Genomic DNA, 20,097 nt, shown 5'->3' on the forward strand with positions numbered 1-20,097 from the left:
CTTATATTTGCTTTAAGGTACTTTCACCTTATTTCATGCAGGTCTAATAATGAAAAAACTCACACAACTTTGTTCAGTCGGCATTCTTGCTACTTTATTAAGTGCTACCGCATTTGCCTGCCCCAAAGGAACAACACTCTCAGGTGGCACAGGACCTAAACATAAAGGAGGAAAATGCGTTCTCATTCAAAATAATCAGCATTCAACCAAACAACAAATCACTCATAAAACAACAGCACAACCGCCTGTTCATAAAGTATGAAAATACGCTACATCCGCAAACAAAAAATACACATACACCAACTTAATACCTAAGCTATGTTTCATTGCTGAAAAGCATGACTTATTATCATAAATCAAATAAAAAACCCCAGTTGAAACTGAGGTTTTTTTGTTTAAATTAAAGTATAAAATTACTTAATTTTTGCTTTCGATTTTAAATATTGCGTATAGTCATCCAATAATTGCTGACCACGCATTCTTTGATAAAGCTGTGTTAACTCTTTCGCTTCTGTAGGATCTAAACTATCTATAGATGCTTTTTTCACTTCAGCCACTGCAACCACCACCATTTCATTAGACAATGATGTCGTCGTTACAGACCACATACCTGCTTTCGGTGCAGGTACACTAAAGGCAGCACGCTCAATTTCACGTTTTAAACCCTGAGAACGAGTAAATGTTCCCGCAGATTCAAAATGAAATGGATATTTTGCTAAAACTTGCTGTGCAGGTAATTTTTTGAAATCCTCAAGCATTGCTGCAATTTTCGCTTTTGCAGCTTGTGCTGCTTTCTCTTGGATCAATTTCGCTTTTACACGTGCTGTTGCTTGTGCTAAAGGCTGTACACCTGCTGCATGATACTCACGTACTTTCACCCAAACCGTATTACCATCTTTCAATTGAATACTGCTTGATACGTTTTTATCACCATTTTTCACATCATCGCTAAATATTTTTGCTTTGACACTTGGATCGGCCAATACCGCATTGGTGGTTGCAATCGTCACTGCTTTTGCAGATTCTATTTTTGCCGCTTTCACTTCGCTTGGAATAATGTCTAAAGCATCATTACTCACCACTTGCTCATTTAGGCTATTCACTGTATCTGCAAATAAATTCGCAGATTTAGACTTTAATACTTCTGCTGTTAAGTCCGCTTTTTTCGCTTCAAATGATGGAATTTGACCTACAGTAGAGTGTACTTCAATCAGATGATAACCATATTGCGTTTTTACAGGACGCGTAATTTCAGCATTTTTTGCAGATTTCACCGCATTATCAAAGCTACTGCCAAAAGCACCTTCGATATAATCTAATGTACCACCATTGGTTTTAGATGAAGGATCTTCAGAATATTGTGCAGCAGCTTGCGCAAATGTCATTCCACCTTTAATTTTTGCATACACATCATTGGCTAATTTTTCAGCTTGCTGTGCATCACGATTATCTGTGGTAATTAAAATATGCTTCACATCACGTTTTGCATTTTTCTTTTGCTGCTCGACAAATGCTGCATATGCTTTATCTAACTCAACTGCAGAAACCTCTGTGCTCGCTTGTGGCAACATTGCAGGCGTTAAAAGTACATAATCCACATCAACAGATGCCACCTGTTTAAATTTATTTTGATGTTTATTGTAGTAATCTGCAATTTCTTGATTTGAGACTTTTACATTTTGCTTATATTCATCAAGATTTACGCTTGCCAAATAAAGGTTGCGTTGCTCAGTCTGTAAATTGGCAATTTGTGCTAAGTCTAATTTACTGACTAAGGCATTGTCTGTAAATGTACTCATCAACATTCTTAATGCATGATCTTGACGAAGATTTGCAATCAAGCCTGCACTTGTTGTGCCTACAGAACGTAGATAGTTTTCATACAAAGCTTTAGAAAATTGACCATTTTCTTGAAAACTCGGTTGTTGTGCCAACATCTGTTCAATTTGCGCATCACTTAACGAGATGCCCAATTTTTCAGCTTGCTGAACCAACAAAGTACGTGCAATTAAACTATCTAAAGCTGTATTTTGAATGAAAGAATTATTTAATAAAGACTCATCCCCATTGACCATTGTCAAATATTGGTCTTTTAAACCTTTGGTCTGTGCTTCTAAATCTTTTTTAGATATTTCTTGACCATTTACAGTCTTCGCCACATCTGCTTTATTTCCCCCACTAAAATAACCTTCGATACCAACTAATGCTAATGGAGTTAAAAATAAAACGAGTAGGACTTTTCCGAGCCAACCTCTTATGACTTTACGAAACGATTCCATAAATCTTCCAATATTTTATTTGCTAGGGAGTTTAACTGATATTCAGATCTGAATGAATGTGCTCAGCCCAATTAATTGGTTTATTCCATAAAAAAACGCGCCCTACGGCGCGTTTTGGAGCATCAAAGATTAAGCAACTGAATCTTTAAGCCCTTTACCAGCTTTGAAGCTTGGTACTTTACTTGCTTTAATTTGAAGCTCTTCACCAGTTTTCGGGTTACGACCAGTACGCGCTGCGCGCTCTTTTACACTAAACGTTCCAAAGCCAACTAGAGTTACAGTATCACCGCCTTTTAACGCTTCACCAATTGAAGCAATAGTCGCATCCAATGCTTTACCAGCATCAGTCTTAGACAATCCCCCTTTTTCTGCAATCGCGTCAATTAATTCTGATTTATTCATGAAGATTAAGTCCTCTTATATCGTTCGTTTAAGATCTAAGGTTGTGGTTTCAAAGGCCATGCAGACTTTATAGCAATGCTTTGGGGGAAAACGCAAGACTACAACAACGCTTTTCATCAAAATAATCTGCAAAAAATGCAAAATTAATTTATTCAACTCTCTGACTGACCATTTTTTGTATCTGATCTGACAATTTTTGGTTTTCTTCCACCAAACTATCGACCTTCTTATGCAATTGTAAGATCAAAGTCTCTAAATGCTGCATATCTTTAACAGTCACTAGACCAATACGATTTAATGAATGATTTAAGTGCTGATCTAAAGTTTTTTCAACTTTTTCTTTGGTTTCAGTCACTGTTTCTTTGGTTTTTTCAACCACATTTTTGCTAGATTGATCAGAATCTTGATCTTCAACACTTTTTGATTCTAACTCCTCACCCACCTTGACGAGGGAGTCAAAGAGTTTATTTCCTTCTTCTTCAGCACGTGAAAAAGCGCCTAAACCTGCAAGCCAAATTTGTTTAGTATATTTTCTAAAATCAAGTGGAGATTTACGTAAAGATTTTTCTTTTATCGACATTTTTTCTTTTGCAACCAATGTATTTAGATCGCCTTTCGATCTCTGCTGCTCCAAATCCATTCTATTTTTCTCCTGTATACTTTGATATACAATATCATCATTAAAATGTGAAATATCGTTATAATAACAAATAAATTACTTGAACCTTTTGCAAAACTGTTCTACAAAGCAAAGTAATTTATTTAATTTAAATGTGAACCAGTTCTCCATAGATATAACACGAGATCGGATTGTCTGTATCAATTATAGGATTTCTTTATGAGCGAATCGCAACAAAATCAAGGCCAAAGTCGTTTGTTGCTTAATACATTGATGATTATTTTAGAAACATTCTATTCATTTGTATTAAAACACGACCGCGTGGTTCGCTTGCATGCTAAACATTTTGTAGCACAACAAATCACCATTAAAATAAATAGCTACATCCCATACATAGACTTTTATATTCAATTTACCGACAAAGGTATTTTATTTGACCTAAAAGAACCTGAAAAACCTGTAGATTTAACTGTAAGCAGTACCGTCTTAGACCTCATTCAAATTTTTGTATTTGCCAACCGCCGCAGTATGAAAAAATTACGCATTGAAGGCAATGAGCTACTCAAAGACCAATTTCGTGATTTAATTCTGCCTTTTACAATTCCTAAATTATTGGCTGACTGGAAACAATGGCTTACAAATCCAAAGCATGACGAAACAGGTGTTGGTTCTAGAAAACGTATTGCCCCACTTTTAGAAAAAATTGATCAACAACGCTCTAAAATCAATACACTACAAGTTGAAGTTAAGCAGTATCAAAATCGTATTCGCCGCATGGAACAAAAACAAAAAACAGTAAATATATTGTTATCTGTAATTTCGGTTCTTTTTATTACGTTAATTGTGTATAATTTATGGCAGATATTTTCCTAATAAGTCTATTGAAACAATAAATTATAAGTTCGTGTAAAAATACCTTACCAAATTAGTCTGAATTAAACTTAAAAATACTTGACTATTTTAGTCAGGATTCATAAAATCGGTATATCTAGTCTAATAACATGTGTATCGAATCATGCGCCTTACTACTCGCGGTCGCTACGCAGTGACTGCTCTACTTGATCTAGCTTTGCAGCCAACTGAAAAAACGATCACGCTTGCTGAAATTGCAGCTCGCCAAACTATCTCTGTCGCTTATCTTGAGCAATTATTTGCCAAACTAAAACGCCATGGTTTAGTTTCTAGTGTTCGTGGTGCCAACGGTGGTTATCTTCTTGCGCGCAATGCTGAAGAAATTACAGTATTAGAAATCATTGAAGCCGTAAATGAAACCGTTGACGCGACGCGTTGTGACCACAAAGGCAACTGCCAAAATGGTGCAATGTGTTTAACACACGATTTATGGCAAGAACTCTCCCATCATATCGCCGATTATTTAGCGAATATTACACTTGCCGATCTCGTTTCACGAGACAACGTACAAACTGTTGCTCTACGCCAAAACACTCCAAGTTTAGATTCAGCCCTTTTATCGGCTACAGGTATTTGACATGAAACGTCCTATTTATCTTGACTATGCAGCAACTACTCCTGTCGACCCTCAAGTTGCTGAGCGTATGATGGAATGCTTAACCTTTGATGGTATCTTTGGTAATGCAGCATCTCGTTCACATGCTTATGGATGGCAAGCAGAAGAAAAAGTTGAATATGCACGTGAACAAGTCGCAAACTTGATCAAAGCTGACCCACGTGAAATCGTGTGGACATCAGGTGCAACTGAGTCAGACAACCTTGCACTTAAAGGTATTGCGCAGTTCTATGCATCGAAAGGCAAACACATCATTACTTCTAAAATTGAGCATAAAGCGATTTTAGATACTTGTCGTGAGCTTGAAGAAGAAGGCTTTGAGATTACTTATCTAGAGCCTGAAGAACGTACAGGTTTAATCACACCTGAAATGGTACAAGCCGCTTTACGTCCTGACACGATTCTTGTTTCACTGATGATGGTCAACAACGAAATTGGTACTGTTACTGACGTTGCTGCAATCGGCGAATTGACCCGTGCAAATAAAACATATTTCCACGTCGATGCTGCACAAGCTGCGGGTAAAGTTGAAATCGACCTTTCAACCATGAAAGTTGATTTGATGAGTTTCTCTGGTCATAAAGTATATGGCCCTAAAGGCATCGGTGCACTTTATGTTCGTCGCCAACCACGTGTTCGTATCAAAGCACAAATGCATGGTGGTGGTCATGAACGTGGCATGCGTTCAGGCACATTAGCTACTCACCAAATCGTGGGAATGGGCGAAGCTTTTGAACTTGCAGGTAAATCATTACACGCTGAACAAGCACGTTTACGTGTACTGCGTGACAAACTTTGGAATGGTTTACAAGACTTAGAGCAAGTATTCTTAAATGGTCACCCAGAATTTAATGTTGCTAACTATTTAAATGTAAGCTTCAACTTTGTTGAAGGTGAATCATTAATGATGGCACTAAAAGATGTTGCTGTGTCAAGTGGTTCAGCATGTACATCTGCAACTTTAGAACCTTCTTATGTTCTTCGTGCTTTAGGTCTTTCAGACGAACTTGCACATAGCTCAATTCGTTTCAGTTTCGGTCACTATACCACTGAAGAAGATATTGACCATGTCATTGAAATTACCAAAGCTGCAGTTGAAAAATTACGTGCTCTTTCACCACTTTGGGACATGTATAAAGAAGGTATTGACCTAAATTCAGTTGAATGGGCTGAACATTAATTCCAGATATTATTGATCGCATCTTTTTGAGCTGTTCTGATTGAAAATCAAAAAGATGCCCCAATATTATTTATTATCAACGCTGACCCCGAGGTTTGGAGAAGCATCATGGCTTATAGTGAAAAAGTAATTGATCATTACGAAAACCCTCGTAATGTTGGTGTATTAGATAAAAATGCTGAAAACGTAGGTACAGGTATGGTCGGTGCACCAGCTTGTGGTGACGTTATGCGTCTACAAATTCAAGTAGATGACAATGGTGTTATTGAAGAAGCACGTTTTAAAACCTATGGTTGCGGCTCTGCAATTGCATCTAGTTCTTTAGTGACTGAATGGCTTAAAGGTAAAACTTTAGACGAAGCACAAGCGATCAAAAATATTGACATCGCAACTGAACTTGCATTACCACCAGTAAAAGTCCACTGCTCTGTACTTGCAGAAGATGCAATTAAAGCCGCTGTTGAAGACTATCGCAGCAAAAAATCTAAAGCTTAACTTTGCTTTTGACCATTTACAGAAAATGAATTAACGGAGTTTTCATGATCCATTTAACTGAAAATGCTGCAACTCATATCAGCAATTATTTAAAAAATCGCGGTAAGGGTGAAGGTATTCGTCTGGGCGTGAAGACTTCAGGCTGTTCTGGTTTGGCTTATGTACTTGAGTTTGTAGATGATGCAGACACACATGATCAAATGTTCGAGCAGTTTGGTGTAAAAGTTTTTGTAGACCCGAAAAGTTTGGTGTATTTGGATGGCATGGAAATGGACTATGTAAAAAATGGTCTCAATGAAGGCTTCGAATTTAACAATCCAAACAAAAAAGGTGAATGTGGTTGCGGTGAATCTTTTACCGTTTAAAAGCATTTTCAGCTTTGTTTCGCATTAAAACAGTGTCCTACACTGTTTTAATCACATTTAATTCTGCTATTTTATGCAAACCCAATCGTGGATGAATATTTCCCATGAGTCATTTTGAGCTGTTCGATCTCCCAGAAGCACTCGATATTGATTTAGCAACATTAAAATCAAATTTTTTAAAATTGCAGCAACAATATCATCCTGATAAAGCCGAAGACAAAGACCAAGCCTTGATTAAATCGAGTGAGATTAACCAAGCTTATAAAGTCTTATCTAATGTTGACAGTCGTGCTGCTTATCTCCTCTCTTTGAAAAAGCAAGATCACCATTTAGACCAATCCATTAATGATTTTGAATTTCTACAATCAGCTTTAGAAATTCGTGAACAATTGGATGAGTCTCACGATATTGAACAATTACATTCACTCAAAAATGAAGTTCAGCAATGGATTGATGGTTTAGTACGTGAGTTCAAAATTGATTATGCCGATGAAGACTGGGCAGATGCTCGTGACACTGTACGCAAATTGCGCTTTTTCCAAAAAGTCATGAATGACATTGATAAAGCTGAGGATCGGCTTTTAGATGATGAAGATTTTGACTTAGATGATGATTTTTAATTTATTTATTTTTTTATTAAGGATGTAACACAATGGCACTCTTGCAAATTGCAGAACCGGGACAATCAAGTGCGCCACATGAACACCGTATTGCCATTGGCATCGACTTAGGAACCACACATTCTTTAGTTGCAACGGTGCTTTCAGGCAAAGCTAAAGTTCTCAATGATGAACAGGGTCGCGTGTTACTTCCTTCTATCGTTCATTATTCAAAAAATTCAACAGAATATGGTGATGCAGCCAAACCATCCATCACCACCGACCCAAAAAACACCATTGTTTCAGTGAAACGTTTTATGGGTCGCTCAAAAGCAGATATTAAGTTTCAGCACCCGTACACCCTTGTTGGTGAAGACAATCAAATGCCTGCATTTGAAACAGCACAAGGTCGTAAAACACCTGTCGAAATTTCTGCTGAAATTTTACAACAACTTAAAGAGCGTGCTGAATCTAGTTTAAAAAATCCTGTAAATGGTGCCGTCATTACAGTTCCTGCATATTTCGATGAAGCCCAGCGCCAAGCAACACGTGATGCAGCACAGCTTGCAGGTTTAAATGTTTTACGTTTATTGAATGAACCTACTGCTGCTGCGGTTGCTTATGGCTTAGATCAAGAGACTAACCTTGCAACCAATCGTAATTATGTCATTTATGACTTAGGCGGTGGTACTTTTGACGTTTCCATTTTACGTTTTGCACAAGGTGTGTTTGAAGTTTTAGCTACAGGTGGTCATACAGCATTGGGTGGTGATGATTTAGACCGCTTAATTGTCAAGTGGGCAAAAAAACAACTCAACATTGAAAAACTTGATGATACAGAATATGCACATTTTGTTGTTGCCGCACGTAAAGCCAAAGAAGCACTGTCTGACAATACCACTGTTGAACTTAAACTTTTAGATCAAGTTCTCACACTTGACCGTGAAAATTTTGAACAGATCATTAAAGTTGCTTTAGATAAGACGATTAGCGTATGCAAGCGTGTATTGCGTGATGCCAAACTTGAACTTGATGATATTCAAAATGTCGTTTTAGTGGGTGGCTCTACCCGTTCATACGCAGTACAAAAAGCTGTTGCAGAAGTATTTAACCAAGAACCATTGTGTACGATTAATCCTGATGAAGTAGTTGCCATTGGTGCAGCAATTACAGCAAATCAATTGATTGGCAATAGTCAAGATGGATCATTACTGTTAGATGTCACACCTCTTTCTCTTGGTTTAGAGACCATGGGCGGCCTGGTAGAGCGTTTAATTTCACGTAATACTGCAATCCCTGTTGCACGCCGTCAAGAATTCACCACATATCAAGATGGTCAAACAGCAATGCTCATCCATATTGTACAAGGTGAACGTGATTTGGTGGAACATTGTCGTAGCCTAGGACGTTTTGTACTACGTGGCATTCCACCAATGACTGCGGGTCAAGCGCGTATTGAAGTCACTTTCCAAGTCGATGCAGATGGTCTACTCACTGTGTCTGCCAAAGAAACAACGTCAGGTGTACATGCTGAAATTGACATCAAACCATCTTATGGTTTGTCAGAGACAGATACTGAGCGTTTATTGTTAGATGGCTATAAGTTTGCCGAAGAAGACAAACATTTACGTCACTTACATGAAACCAAAGTAGAAGCACAACGTGAAGTCGAAGCATTAACACAAGCACTAAAAGCGGATGCACAATTGTTGAGTAAGGAACAATTAAATGCGCTCACACAAGCTCAAGCTCATTTAATTGTTCAACTTGCAACAGATGATATTCAAGCCATCGAAGATGCTGTGGAAAAACTCAAAATTCATAGTGATGCTTTTGCTGCTGAACGTATGAATCAACATATTGATCATGCACTCAAAGGCACAAAACTTGATGACTGGTCAAACTCAAACTAATTTATAGGTAAAGACTATGCCACGTATTAAAGTACTACCTCATGCAACAATTTGCCCAAATGGTGCTGAGTTTGAAGCTGAAGCAAATAGCAATCTTTGTCAAAGTTTATTGGACAATGGAATCAAAATTGAACATGCTTGCGATATGTCAAAAGCGTGTACCACCTGTCATGTTGTGGTACGTCAAGGCTTTGACAATCTTGAAGAAATGGATGATATTGAAGCTGATTTACTTGACCGTGCTTGGGGCTTAGAACCCGACTCACGTCTGTCATGCCAAGTAAAAATTACTGATGAAGATATGGAAATCGAAATTCCAAAATATACACTCAACCATGCTTCTGAAAATCACTGATTTTCCAAGATAAAAAAATAAGCTACCCTTTAAAGTAGCTTATTTTTTATTCCACTTAATTCTGAGTTTGTAATTAACTTAGCACTAAATCAATCAAATAATACAAACAGCAAATAAGTTAATGAGGTGGAATAATAATTTCATCTTCACTATTTAATTGTGCAACACCCATAGAATTCGTTAATTGTTGTTGTAACTGAATACGTTCGATCATTTTTTCTAAAACACTGACCAATTCTGTATATTCAAAATTCTGCACTTCCTGCATATTTAAAACCAAATGAAAACCTTTATATTCATAATCAAACCATTGTTCATTTTCATTATGAATATTGCTATATTTTTCCATCACTTGCCAAGTTTTAACAGCATCTTGAATGCCTTTCAGTTCCATTGGCTCTTTAGGTGCACATAAATAACTACTTTTGACCAACTTATAAGTTTCATCTGAAATTAAAATTTCATCTATTTCTGCAGCACTCTGTAAACGCGCAGCTAAATTTGCATCACGCCCAACAATAGTATATGCCATGCGATGCATTGCCCCATAATTCCCAACGTGACAATATCCTGTACTGATTCCCATACGAATATGTAATGGTGCATACCCCATTTTTTCCCAACGTGCACGCAAAAACTTCATCTGTTGACGCATAGCAAGTGCCATATCTAGACAATTTTTCGCATCCTGCTCCACACCTTGCGAATCAGGATCACCAAAGAAAATTAAAATTGCATCACCCATGAACTTATCAATCGTTGCACCATATTGCTTAGCGATTTCTGTCATGTGGCTTAAATAATCATTCAATACGAAGGCGAGATCATCAGGAATTAATGTTTCAGATAATTCAGTAAATCCTTGAATATCAGAGAAAAAAACTGTAATTTTTTTACGTTTATACTCAAGCTTCGCCTCAGTTTCACCTCGCATGATGGACTGCCAAAGTTGCAGAGGTGCATAACGACTCAACTGATTAGATAACTGAATATAACGATTCATTTCATTAAAATAATTTTGGCGCTGTGTATTTATACGCTTTATTCTTCTATTTTGATAATAATTAGCAATATTGATAAAAATAATCAGCCCAATAAAACTAAAAATTGTTAATTCAATTGAAGTCTGTTGAAAATAATCATCAAAACCAAAAACAAAAATAATATTTAAATAGAAAAGAATAATACTAATTAGAATCGCCAATGAACTAATCATCATTGAAATTTTATAATTAACAGCAATATAAATAATGACAAACAACAAGATAAAGGTAATCACTAAACTTAAATATACAGCTGCCAAAACTGTTGAAATCACAATAATATCAATTAAAAAATAAACATTACGGCGTACTAATGCACCATATTGATATTCCAACCAACGCGATAACCTTGGACTAATCAATAAAATAAAGAAAATAAAAATCGGCACATAAAGCTGATTATATGCATTCGGTGTAGTAAAGCTATAAATAACCAACAACATTGCAAGTATGCTATATCCCATCAGCCGTTGGAATATTTCAAATTGCTTGGGTTGTTTATCCAACATACGATCTAATGGCAAAAGAGAACCTCGAACGTTATTGATTATTTATATTCATATGCAATAGCGTTTAGTCCATACGCCAATCAAAAGGCATATCTCCTTGACCACGCAATGCCAACATCAAGGTTTGGCGCATGTGTGCTAAAACTTCGTTTGAATATGGCACCGCAGGTAAACCAAAGACTGGTTTTGGCCATGCCACATCATTTTGATAACGTACAACATGATGAAAATGCAATTGTGGAACCATATTGCCAAGCGCCGCGACATTCATTTTATCTGCACGGAATACACGAGAAAGTTGGCTCGACAACCAGCTTGATTCACGTAAAAATTGCTCTTGGTCAGCTTGACTCAGCTCATATAGCTCTGTAATGCCCGGTACACGTGGAATCAGGATTAACCAAGGAAATTGCATATCATTCATTAAACGACATGTAGACAGCGGAAAATCGCCGACAAAAAAAGTATCTTGAGCAAGTTGAGGATGCAGACTAAACATATCTTTATAAATGACATAAAATTAAAAAGGATGCCTAATACTAACACATCAGTTTTAACGTGAATATTGTTAGACTTGTGTTTTGGTACAAATAAATACAGTTTGTTTTGAACACAATCACAAATTTATGACAGGAAAAGTTATAAAAAATTTTCTTGATCCATTTTGCGTATTTCACCTTCTCGTTATTACACTTTTCAAAAATGTAACAACGAGAAATCTAAGCTTATTTTAAATCACCTAAAAGCGTACTAAGTAGGTCTAAAATAAACTGAATCCTTTTTTGATTTTCTTCTAACATCACCATAACTTTAAGACGTTGTCCACCTTCCATACGGAACCAAGTCGGATGTTTCTGCATCAATTGAATCATGGTAATGGCTTGTACAGGTGTGTCAGGTGAAAATTCAATCGCACCACCATTCGCCCCAATATCAATTTTAGTAATACCCAACTGTTCAGCTTGAATGCGAATTTGATGCACACTGAACAATTGTTTGACGGCAAGTGGTGGCACGCCAAAACGGTCTATCAACTCCATACGAATATTATCAAGTTTATCTTGGGTATCCGTATTACTAATGCGTTTATAGAACATCAAACGTTGATGCACATCACCTAAATATTCATCAGGAATTAATGCAGGCATATGTAAGCTAATTTCAGAGGTTAGCGACAATGGTGCATCAAAATTTGGCGTTTTACCTTGTTGAATAGCTTTGGTCGCTTTTTCCAGCATTTCCATATATAGGCTATAACCTATTGCATTCATTGAACCACTTTGCTGTTCGCCAAGTAGCTCACCTGCACCACGAATTTCCAAATCTTCGGTTGCTAACATAAAGCCTGCACCCAAAGTTGAGGCACGTGAAATCGCATCCAGACGTTTTTCAGCATCACCTTTTAAGCCCTTGATTGAAGGCACCATGAGGTAAGCATATGCTTGGTGATGTGAACGCCCAACGCGACCACGTAATTGATGTAACTGTGCCAAACCAAGCTTATCCGCACGTTCGATGATAATCGTATTGGCATTTGGTACGTCAATACCTGTTTCAATAATCGTTGAACACACCAAGACGTTATATTCTTTGTGATAAAACTGTTGCATGACTTGCTCAAGTTCACGTTCACGCATTTGCCCATGCGCAACTGCCACACGTGCTTCAGGAACTAAATGACGAATATTTTCAGCAGCACGCTCAATGCTATCGACTTCATTATGTAAAATATAGACCTGACCACCACGCAGCAATTCACGTAGAATCGCCTCTTTCATCGTTTCATCAGTCTGTTCATTGACAAATGTTTTGACTGCCAAACGGCGTGCAGGGGGTGTCGCAATAATCGAAAGATCACGCATTCCAGAAAATGCCATATTCAAAGTGCGTGGAATCGGCGTTGCGGTCAGTGTTAACATATCGACATCAGCTCGCATTGCTTTAATACGCTCTTTGTCACGCACACCAAAACGATGTTCTTCATCGACAATCATTAAACCCAAATTTTTAAACTGGACATTTTGTTGAAGAATTTTATGTGTACCAATGACAATATCAACTTTACCGTCAGCTAAATCTTCAATAGTTTTAGTATGGGTTTTACTTGTACCAAAACGGGATAACACTTCAATTCGAATTGGCCAATCTGCAAAACGGTCTTTGAACGATTCATAATGTTGCTGTGCGAGCAAAGTCGTTGGCACTAAAACCGCGACCTGCTTATTATTTTGCACTGCAACAAAAGCAGCACGCATCGCCACCTCTGTTTTACCAAAGCCCACATCACCACAGACCAAGCGATCCATCGGTTTGGCTTGTTGCATATCATGTAAAGTCGCCTCAATGGCATTGGCTTGATCAAGCGTTTCTTCATAAGCAAAACCACTTGAAAATTGCATATAACTGCTTTGCTCAAGCTCAAAACTGATGCCAGGCTTAGACTGACGGCGTGCCTGAATATGCAGTAATTCTGCTGCAACATCGTGAATTTGCTCAAGTGCTTTACGTTTGGCTTTACTCCATGCATCTGTCCCCAATTTATGCAGAGGTGCCAGATCAGGATCACCACCACTAAAACGGCTAATCAGGTGTAAATGTGTCACAGGCACATAAACTTTAGCTTCATCGGCATAATTGAGCTGTAAAAATTCATAGTCTTGCTCATCGATATTCAGCGTCACCAAACCTGCATAGCGCCCCACACCATGATCAATATGTACCACAGGTGCACCGATATTTAATTCAGTAAGACTTTTAATTAAAAATTCTTCTGAAACTTCCTGTTGACGTTTTTTACGACGCTGTACAACACGATGCTCATACAACTGATTTTCTGAAATGACTGACAAATGATCAGTGATCAGCAAACCACGATCCAAAGGTGCATGGGTAATTGCAACTGAAAAATGAGATCGTTGAAATGCTGAAAAGCTTTCAACCACAGGAATTTCGCCCAAACTCGGACGTAACGCATCTTTTAAGGTTTCACGACGACCTGCACTTTCTGCAACCAACAACACAGGATGATTCGCATGATCAATATACTGTTTAACAGCTTTAAAGGGTTGTTCCTGTTTAGGATCAACAGGAAGTTGAGCAGGTTGTTCTGCCGCTAAATTGATTGCACCTGACTTCAAAGCATCTACAGATGCAACAGAAGCAATAATTCTCGGAAATTTATTGAGATATTCAAAAACCTGATTCGGTTGAATAAACAATTCTTCAGGTGCTAATAAAGGCTGATCAACATTGTGACGACGGTCTTCATAACGACGCGTCACATCTTTCCAAAATTGGGTTAATCCATCATCGAGATGCTCATCTGTAATGACAATGCAATGCTTTGGTAAGTACGCTGTAAGGCTACTTTGCGACTGCATCGCCTCTTTACTAAAAAATAATGGAAAATAGAAATCCAAACCTGCTGAGGCAATACCATCTAAAACATCGGTATAAATTGGATTTTTCTTTGGATTTGCTGTGGGAAAACTTTCAGCATAACGGTCACGAAATGTAGAGCGTGCTTCTTTAAGTGGAAACTCTTTAGCAGGCAAAACCGTAAAATGATCCAACTTTGTTGTTGTTCTTTGTGTTTCAGGATCGAAAAATTTTAAGCTGTCAATTTCATCATCAAATAGATCGATACGAATCGGCGCATTTTGCCCTGAGGCATAAATATCCATGATGCTGCCTCGTACCGCAAACTCGCCATGATCATAAACGGTATCAACCAAATGATAACCCGCTTGAATCAAACGCATTTTTTGTTGTTCTAAGTCAAATTTCTGCCCGACTTTGATATCAAAGTGTTCACCAAGCACCCATGACGTTGGTGCGACCCGTTGTGCCAAAGTCGTTGCGGAAACAAGTAAAATACCTTTGCTTGGCATATTAGATAAAATTGAAAGTCGTTCAGATACAATATCTTGATGTGGTGATAATCGATCGTATGGCAAAATTTCCCAGTCTGGAAATACGGTTGGTTTTATGCCATAAAACTCTAATTCGCTTTCAAGTTGGTTTAAATGCTGATTGTTTCGAGCAACTAAAACATACAATTGCTCAGATTGCTCTGAAATCTCTTTGAATAATAGTGCTGCTGATGAACCCAACATTGAACCAATCCAACGTTTTTCACCCGCTTTCAGTTGTTTTAAATTAAGGTCTGAGATTTCTTGTTTAAACATAATCGCATCAGGTCAAAAAGACATGGACGATAGTTTAACATGAGGATTTTGTAGATGGACATCTTGTTATTTGATTTCACACGACTGCTCATACAGTATCGTGCACACCACTATCCAAACAATCATCACATAATGATACAAATTTATTGAAGTACATCACCATAATAAAATAAAGATTATGTTATGAATATTCACTCTAGATTATATTTAAAACAGAAAAGGAACAATAAAGAATGTCTCATCATCTATTACTCGCAACATGGGCTGATTCAGCAAAAGCCTTTGAAAGTTTCACAAAATTAAAAAACACCACTTTTTCCCATGACATTAACAGTGCAATTATTATTGAACGTCAAGAAGATGGTCGCTTTAAAATTCAAGATCAACTCAATAATCAAGATAATACCAACACCTTAGGTGGTGGTTTTTTTGGTTCATTGCTTGGTATTTTAGGTGGTCCTCTCGGTGTTTTATTGGGCTTCAGCACGGGTGCTTTAATCGGCTCTTTGTTGGATGCTGATAATATTGACGCAAATCAAGCTGTATTAAGTAAAATTAGTCAATCCTTACCTGTTGGCTCCACAGGTTTATTTATTGACCTTGAAGAACAAGATGAAAGCCTCATAGATGCTCTATTCCCATCAGATGCGTCGCTTTTACGTTGGGATTATGATGTTGTCGTCAGCGAAGTCGAAGCCTCTGTAGCTGCATGGGAGGAAGCACAACGTATTGCTAACCATACACTTCATGAACAGAAAAAAGCTGAAAATAAAGCCAAACGTCAACAGAAATGGGCTGACTTTAAAGCTAAATTTCAAACGCATTAAACTGATTTAAAAATCAGTTTCATTAAGGGAATGCTATATTCGACACCTTCACATATGAATAAAGCATTCCTGACCTCATCAATCAGATATTTTTTACTTATCCCGTTGAAAATTTTTATAGTAATCACTCAACTTCTGAATAATGTGCTTAAACTGTTTCAAATTTTCTTCAGTATTCCCCAATCTCGCGACATAGCGACCCGATGCAATTTCCAAATCAATTTTTTCATTAATCAAAATAGCTTTATAAAACAACTCTTTTAAATCATCAAAATTTTTAAGCTTACGATTAGAAAAATACTCAAGGCGTTCTTTCAATTCAGTATTTAAAACGATGCCATCAACAATAAAACCCTGCTCAGGATCAATTTGAATATTATGTTTTTCTAAAAATTCAACTTCAGCTTTCGCCTCTTTACCTTTAAATAAATCAGCAATTTTGGCAAACATAATGTATTCCAACGTTTTAACAATCCATGTAGTTTAGTCAGATTTAGACCAAGATTAAAGTATCAAAGATCTTAGGCTATTTTAAATTCTATAATAAAAAAGCATCCTTTCGGATGCTTCATTTTGTACTATTTCAACCATATTGCTTTTGTAGATAATTTACGATTGATTCAGATTCAAATAGTTGAGCACCTGTATTTGGATCAACTAAATAAGGGACTTGAATATCCTTTTTGACCCGCCCCATCACAGGAACAACTTTTTCACGCTTACCGCCCGCCAAAGGCACATATTTACCAGGCTTTAAACGCAATACTGATGGCCCTTGATCTTGCCAACGCTCTTTTGCCACATTATGAAAAATAAAAGGAATTTCTAGTTCAGTTAACACCCCACGTACCACACGGGTATATGGACTTGCCTCAAAGCCCCACAACTCTAAAAGTTGCTCAGGTGCTGCACGATGAATAATTTTTTTATTGATCCAGACACCTCGTGCACCATTAATCAATGTACCCGCAAATGCTACAAGCGGTAATTTTGGATAATGTGCATATTTCTTGGGTATTTGACCATTTTTGCCATAATTTTTAAAAAGATAATGCACAATATCTTGCGATTCATACAACTTTTCGCCTGTATTTTCATCGACTAAAAATGGAAATTGTGCTTTTCCACCTTGTTCTTTGACAATTTTACGGTATTTAGTTCCCCCTTTTGGACAAGGATATACCTCATAATCCAAGTTCAATAAAGTCATCACCTCACGAACACGGCGACAAAATGGTGAACCTTCAAACTCGTACAGCTTTAACGCTTTTTCAGGCTGATTGGGAAATGGCGTACCATTTGCGCCACGTCCACCCTCGGTAATTGCTGAAACCAATGCTTGAGCAACTTTAATCTGATGATGCACCATTTTGTTATCCTTGGGGTTTGACTAACCCTAAATTTTAAAGATCTACTAATTTTTCTTTTGCAACTACAATGCCGTTATTGTCCGCATAGATAAAATCACCAGCATTGAAAGTTACGCTACCAAAATACAAGGGTAGATCCACTTCGCCTATGCCCTTACGGTTACTTTTTTGTGGAATTGCAGCCAATGCATGTATACCTAAATCAAGCTCAGCGAGAGCATCTACATCACGCACACAACCGTAAATCACCACACCATTCCAATGATTTTTAACTGCCGATTCAGCAATCATATCCCCCATCAAGGCACAGCGCATTGATGCCCCACCATCTACAACAAGGACTTTCCCTGTACCATCTGTTGCTAACAATTCTTTGACACGTGAATTGTCTTCAAAACATTTCACTGTGACGATTTGACCACCAAAACTTTTACGTGCGCCATAACTTTGAAAGAAGCGACCATCCAAAGATGGAATTAAAGTTTGAATCTCTTTATCAGGATGATAATCCAATAAATCACAAGTTACAAAAGCGGGTGAACTCAATTTAATTCTCCATTATTTAGCATTTTGTATGTATAAATTATCATAAATTTCAAATTTATCGGTTTGAGTTTGTGCAACCTCGACCATAGTATGAGCCACTTGTTCAGCTGTCACTGGCTTATATTTAAATGTATTTGGAATGAAATGCGAGAATTTCTGAAAGATTTTTTGTCCTACATCTTCCAAAACACGTTGCTCGTCCCGCTCACCGATCAGTAAAGAGGGGCGAATGATTGAAATACGTAATAAATCTAAACTTTGTAAATAATTTTCTAGTTCGCCTTTGACACGGTTATAAAATATTTTAGAGCTAGCGTTTGCCCCCATCGCACTGACCAAAATCAATTGTGTATCGGTATTTTCAAAAAGATCTGCAAAATGTGCATTAATTTCATAATCAATGGCATAAAATTTTTCTTTAGAACCTGCTTTTTTCTGAGTAGACCCCAAACAACTAAATGCATGACTAAAACCATTTACATCTTGATCATTTAATAATAAAAAATCATCTAAGACCAATTGTTCAACTTTTGGCAATTGTTTAAGTTCCATATCTTCTTGTCGCACAATCGCGGTAATTTTTTCACATTGCGCTAACTGGCTCAGCTTTTTGACCAATATTTTACCGACCAAACCTGTTGCCCCAATAACGATCGCATTTTTAATCGTTTGTGTCATTTTTAAACAATCTCCTACTTTTAGAAATAATCTACCGCTTTCTTTTCTTTTTTTCTGCATCTATTTGGTGTCAAAGCATGTCAAGACTTGACTTTACTAAGCGCTTTAATCAAAATATGGCACTTGTTTACGGGCTGGTGAAAATTCTCTGATGTGGGTTTTCAGATGTAATTTCAGCCCGCCCAGACCAATCTATTTCAAGGAGTGCACGAGTGGCAAACTCTGCTCAAGCTAAAAAACGTGCTAAACAAAACGTTAAAGCACGTAAACACAACGCAAGCTTACGTTCTATGGTTCGTACTTATCTTAAACGTACAGTAGCGGCTATCGCTGCTGGTGATTATGCTGCAGCTACTGAAGCTTATAAAACAGCTGTACCAGTAATCGACCGTATGGCTGATAAAGGCATCATCCATAAAAACAAAGCTGCTCGTCATAAGAGCCGTTTAAATGCACAAGTTAAAGCTTTAGCTAACTAATTTGTTGCATGAAAAGAGCCCCTTGGGGCTTTTTTTATGCCTAAAAATATATTTATCCTATTCTCTTTAAAACAATCCAACCCAGTCTTTAATAAATAGACTTCTCTTTTCAGAAATTTAAATAAATTTGTCTCGCAGCTATCCTACCTACGGCGCAAAGCAGTATTTATTTTGGCTTAACCCATACACCGAGAAAAAAGTTTTTTGTTCGACCTCAAAAGTCCTCAGCCACTTCAAAACATTTTTTTAAAGCAGCATGTTTTAAAATCCTATTCTATATTTATGCTTTCCATTGAAATTCGCTAAATAAAGCATCTTTTTTCAAGGTATTTTCTACGGCATTTGCAAGTTGTTTAACCATGCTTTGCGTTTCTATTTTTTTAAACCATGCTTGTTGTTCATTGGCATGGGCTGAAATCTGACACGTCAGTAAACCGTCATCATTTAAATGACAATGCACGCCCAAACCAATTGGATGATTTCCCACACTGACCGCTAAACGTTCTTCTGAATGGGTCAACTCAGCTTTAAAACCATATTCTGTAAGCTGTTTAGATAATAAATCCGTCACATAGGCTTGAGTGACAAGACAGGCATTTTCACCCTTTGCATTCGTTGGGCTATGCTTCTCACAGTTTGCTGTAAATTGTAATGTTCTCATTGCTTCATCCAAAGGCTTTATAGTTGTATGGGTTTAGAATAAGCAATATAAACAAAACAGCC

At 37.3% G+C, this 20,097-nt stretch carries 22 protein-coding genes; 11 read left to right on the top strand and 11 right to left on the bottom strand.

The features are described from left to right. Positions 1–49: 49 nt before the first annotated feature. Complete coding sequence (locus tag HX129_RS17790; protein WP_130073283.1) at positions 50–262, top strand: hypothetical protein; 213 nt, start codon at positions 50–52, stop codon at positions 260–262. A 151-nt stretch (positions 263–413) separates the two neighbouring features. Here HX129_RS17790 and HX129_RS09850 read toward each other — a convergent pair whose 3' ends face one another. From HX129_RS09850 to HX129_RS09860, 3 genes are all read right to left on the bottom strand, one after another. Next, positions 414–2,279, bottom strand: coding sequence for a SurA N-terminal domain-containing protein (locus HX129_RS09850; RefSeq protein ID WP_180045961.1), 1,866 nt, complete (start codon positions 2,277–2,279; stop codon positions 414–416). Between the two features lie 129 nt (positions 2,280–2,408). Further along, positions 2,409–2,681: a non-specific DNA-binding protein Hbs gene (gene hbs, locus HX129_RS09855; protein ID WP_065993948.1), complete on the bottom strand. Its 273-nt coding sequence runs from the start codon at positions 2,679–2,681 to the stop codon at positions 2,409–2,411. Positions 2,682–2,829: 148 nt separating this feature from the next. Beyond that, the gene (locus HX129_RS09860) at positions 2,830–3,261 is read right to left on the bottom strand and encodes a phasin family protein (RefSeq protein WP_227554810.1); all 432 of its coding nucleotides are present in this window, start codon (positions 3,259–3,261) and stop codon (positions 2,830–2,832) included. A 258-nt stretch (positions 3,262–3,519) separates the two neighbouring features. On the opposite strand from HX129_RS09860, the gene HX129_RS09865 reads away from it, so the two are divergent. The 8 genes from HX129_RS09865 (at position 3,520) to fdx (ending at position 9,735) form a co-directional block, all read left to right on the top strand. Beyond that, the gene (locus tag HX129_RS09865) at positions 3,520–4,173 is read left to right on the top strand and encodes a hypothetical protein (protein WP_130073280.1); all 654 of its coding nucleotides are present in this window, start codon (positions 3,520–3,522) and stop codon (positions 4,171–4,173) included. Positions 4,174–4,315: 142 nt separating this feature from the next. Further along, a complete protein-coding gene (locus HX129_RS09870) occupies positions 4,316–4,789 on the top strand; it encodes an Rrf2 family transcriptional regulator (RefSeq protein ID WP_130073279.1) in 474 nt (157 codons plus the stop codon). A 1-nt stretch (position 4,790) separates the two neighbouring features. Beyond that, positions 4,791–6,008, top strand: a complete 1,218-nt coding sequence (locus HX129_RS09875) for an IscS subfamily cysteine desulfurase (protein WP_130073278.1) — start codon at positions 4,791–4,793, stop codon at positions 6,006–6,008. A 108-nt stretch (positions 6,009–6,116) separates the two neighbouring features. After that, entirely contained in the window at positions 6,117–6,503 is a 387-nt protein-coding gene (iscU, locus tag HX129_RS09880; protein ID WP_086209207.1) for a Fe-S cluster assembly scaffold IscU, read from the top strand. A 44-nt stretch (positions 6,504–6,547) separates the two neighbouring features. Next, positions 6,548–6,868, top strand: a complete 321-nt coding sequence (iscA, locus tag HX129_RS09885; RefSeq protein ID WP_111857963.1) for an iron-sulfur cluster assembly protein IscA — start codon at positions 6,548–6,550, stop codon at positions 6,866–6,868. Between the two features lie 104 nt (positions 6,869–6,972). Continuing rightward, positions 6,973–7,488, top strand: a complete 516-nt coding sequence (gene hscB / locus HX129_RS09890; RefSeq protein WP_130073277.1) for a Fe-S protein assembly co-chaperone HscB — start codon at positions 6,973–6,975, stop codon at positions 7,486–7,488. A 32-nt stretch (positions 7,489–7,520) separates the two neighbouring features. Then, the gene (hscA, locus tag HX129_RS09895) at positions 7,521–9,380 is read left to right on the top strand and encodes a Fe-S protein assembly chaperone HscA (RefSeq protein ID WP_286434694.1); all 1,860 of its coding nucleotides are present in this window, start codon (positions 7,521–7,523) and stop codon (positions 9,378–9,380) included. 16 nt (positions 9,381–9,396) lie between these two features. Beyond that, on the top strand, positions 9,397–9,735 hold the full coding sequence (gene fdx / locus HX129_RS09900) for an ISC system 2Fe-2S type ferredoxin (protein WP_130073275.1): 339 nt from the start codon (positions 9,397–9,399) through the stop codon (positions 9,733–9,735). A gap of 118 nt (positions 9,736–9,853) precedes the next feature. Here the strand turns inward: fdx and HX129_RS09905 are convergent, their stop codons facing one another. From HX129_RS09905 to mfd, 3 genes are all read right to left on the bottom strand, one after another. After that, positions 9,854–11,302: an adenylate/guanylate cyclase domain-containing protein gene (locus HX129_RS09905; protein ID WP_286434695.1), complete on the bottom strand. Its 1,449-nt coding sequence runs from the start codon at positions 11,300–11,302 to the stop codon at positions 9,854–9,856. Positions 11,303–11,351: 49 nt separating this feature from the next. Further along, positions 11,352–11,786 carry an HIT domain-containing protein gene (locus HX129_RS09910; RefSeq protein WP_130073273.1) on the bottom strand — a complete coding sequence of 145 codons (435 nt, stop codon included), beginning with the start codon at positions 11,784–11,786 and terminating at the stop codon, positions 11,352–11,354. A gap of 226 nt (positions 11,787–12,012) precedes the next feature. Then, the gene (gene mfd, locus HX129_RS09915) at positions 12,013–15,474 is read right to left on the bottom strand and encodes a transcription-repair coupling factor (protein ID WP_286434696.1); all 3,462 of its coding nucleotides are present in this window, start codon (positions 15,472–15,474) and stop codon (positions 12,013–12,015) included. Between the two features lie 233 nt (positions 15,475–15,707). Between mfd and HX129_RS09920 the strand changes: the two genes are divergently transcribed. Continuing rightward, entirely contained in the window at positions 15,708–16,301 is a 594-nt protein-coding gene (locus HX129_RS09920; protein ID WP_130073271.1) for a DUF1269 domain-containing protein, read from the top strand. A 93-nt stretch (positions 16,302–16,394) separates the two neighbouring features. Here the strand turns inward: HX129_RS09920 and HX129_RS09925 are convergent, their stop codons facing one another. From HX129_RS09925 to HX129_RS09940, 4 genes are all read right to left on the bottom strand, one after another. Then, positions 16,395–16,751: a hypothetical protein gene (locus tag HX129_RS09925; protein WP_286434697.1), complete on the bottom strand. Its 357-nt coding sequence runs from the start codon at positions 16,749–16,751 to the stop codon at positions 16,395–16,397. 133 nt (positions 16,752–16,884) lie between these two features. After that, a complete protein-coding gene (locus HX129_RS09930; RefSeq protein ID WP_174492459.1) occupies positions 16,885–17,670 on the bottom strand; it encodes a glutathione S-transferase N-terminal domain-containing protein in 786 nt (261 codons plus the stop codon). A gap of 34 nt (positions 17,671–17,704) precedes the next feature. Continuing rightward, positions 17,705–18,217, bottom strand: coding sequence for a ribonuclease E activity regulator RraA (gene rraA, locus HX129_RS09935; protein WP_286434698.1), 513 nt, complete (start codon positions 18,215–18,217; stop codon positions 17,705–17,707). 12 nt (positions 18,218–18,229) lie between these two features. Beyond that, positions 18,230–18,895, bottom strand: coding sequence for an NAD(P)H-binding protein (locus HX129_RS09940; protein ID WP_130073267.1), 666 nt, complete (start codon positions 18,893–18,895; stop codon positions 18,230–18,232). Between the two features lie 212 nt (positions 18,896–19,107). Here HX129_RS09940 and rpsT point away from each other — a divergent pair, with 212 nt between their 5' ends. Next, positions 19,108–19,374: a 30S ribosomal protein S20 gene (gene rpsT / locus HX129_RS09945; RefSeq protein ID WP_111857950.1), complete on the top strand. Its 267-nt coding sequence runs from the start codon at positions 19,108–19,110 to the stop codon at positions 19,372–19,374. Between the two features lie 280 nt (positions 19,375–19,654). On the opposite strand, the gene HX129_RS09950 is transcribed toward rpsT, so the two are convergent. Then, a complete protein-coding gene (locus tag HX129_RS09950) occupies positions 19,655–20,035 on the bottom strand; it encodes a hypothetical protein (protein WP_286434699.1) in 381 nt (126 codons plus the stop codon). Positions 20,036–20,097 lie beyond the last annotated feature (62 nt).

Origin of the sequence: Acinetobacter sp. 251-1 (assembly GCF_030329305.1) — a bacterium.
Classification (GTDB): domain Bacteria; phylum Pseudomonadota; class Gammaproteobacteria; order Pseudomonadales; family Moraxellaceae; genus Acinetobacter; species Acinetobacter piscicola_A.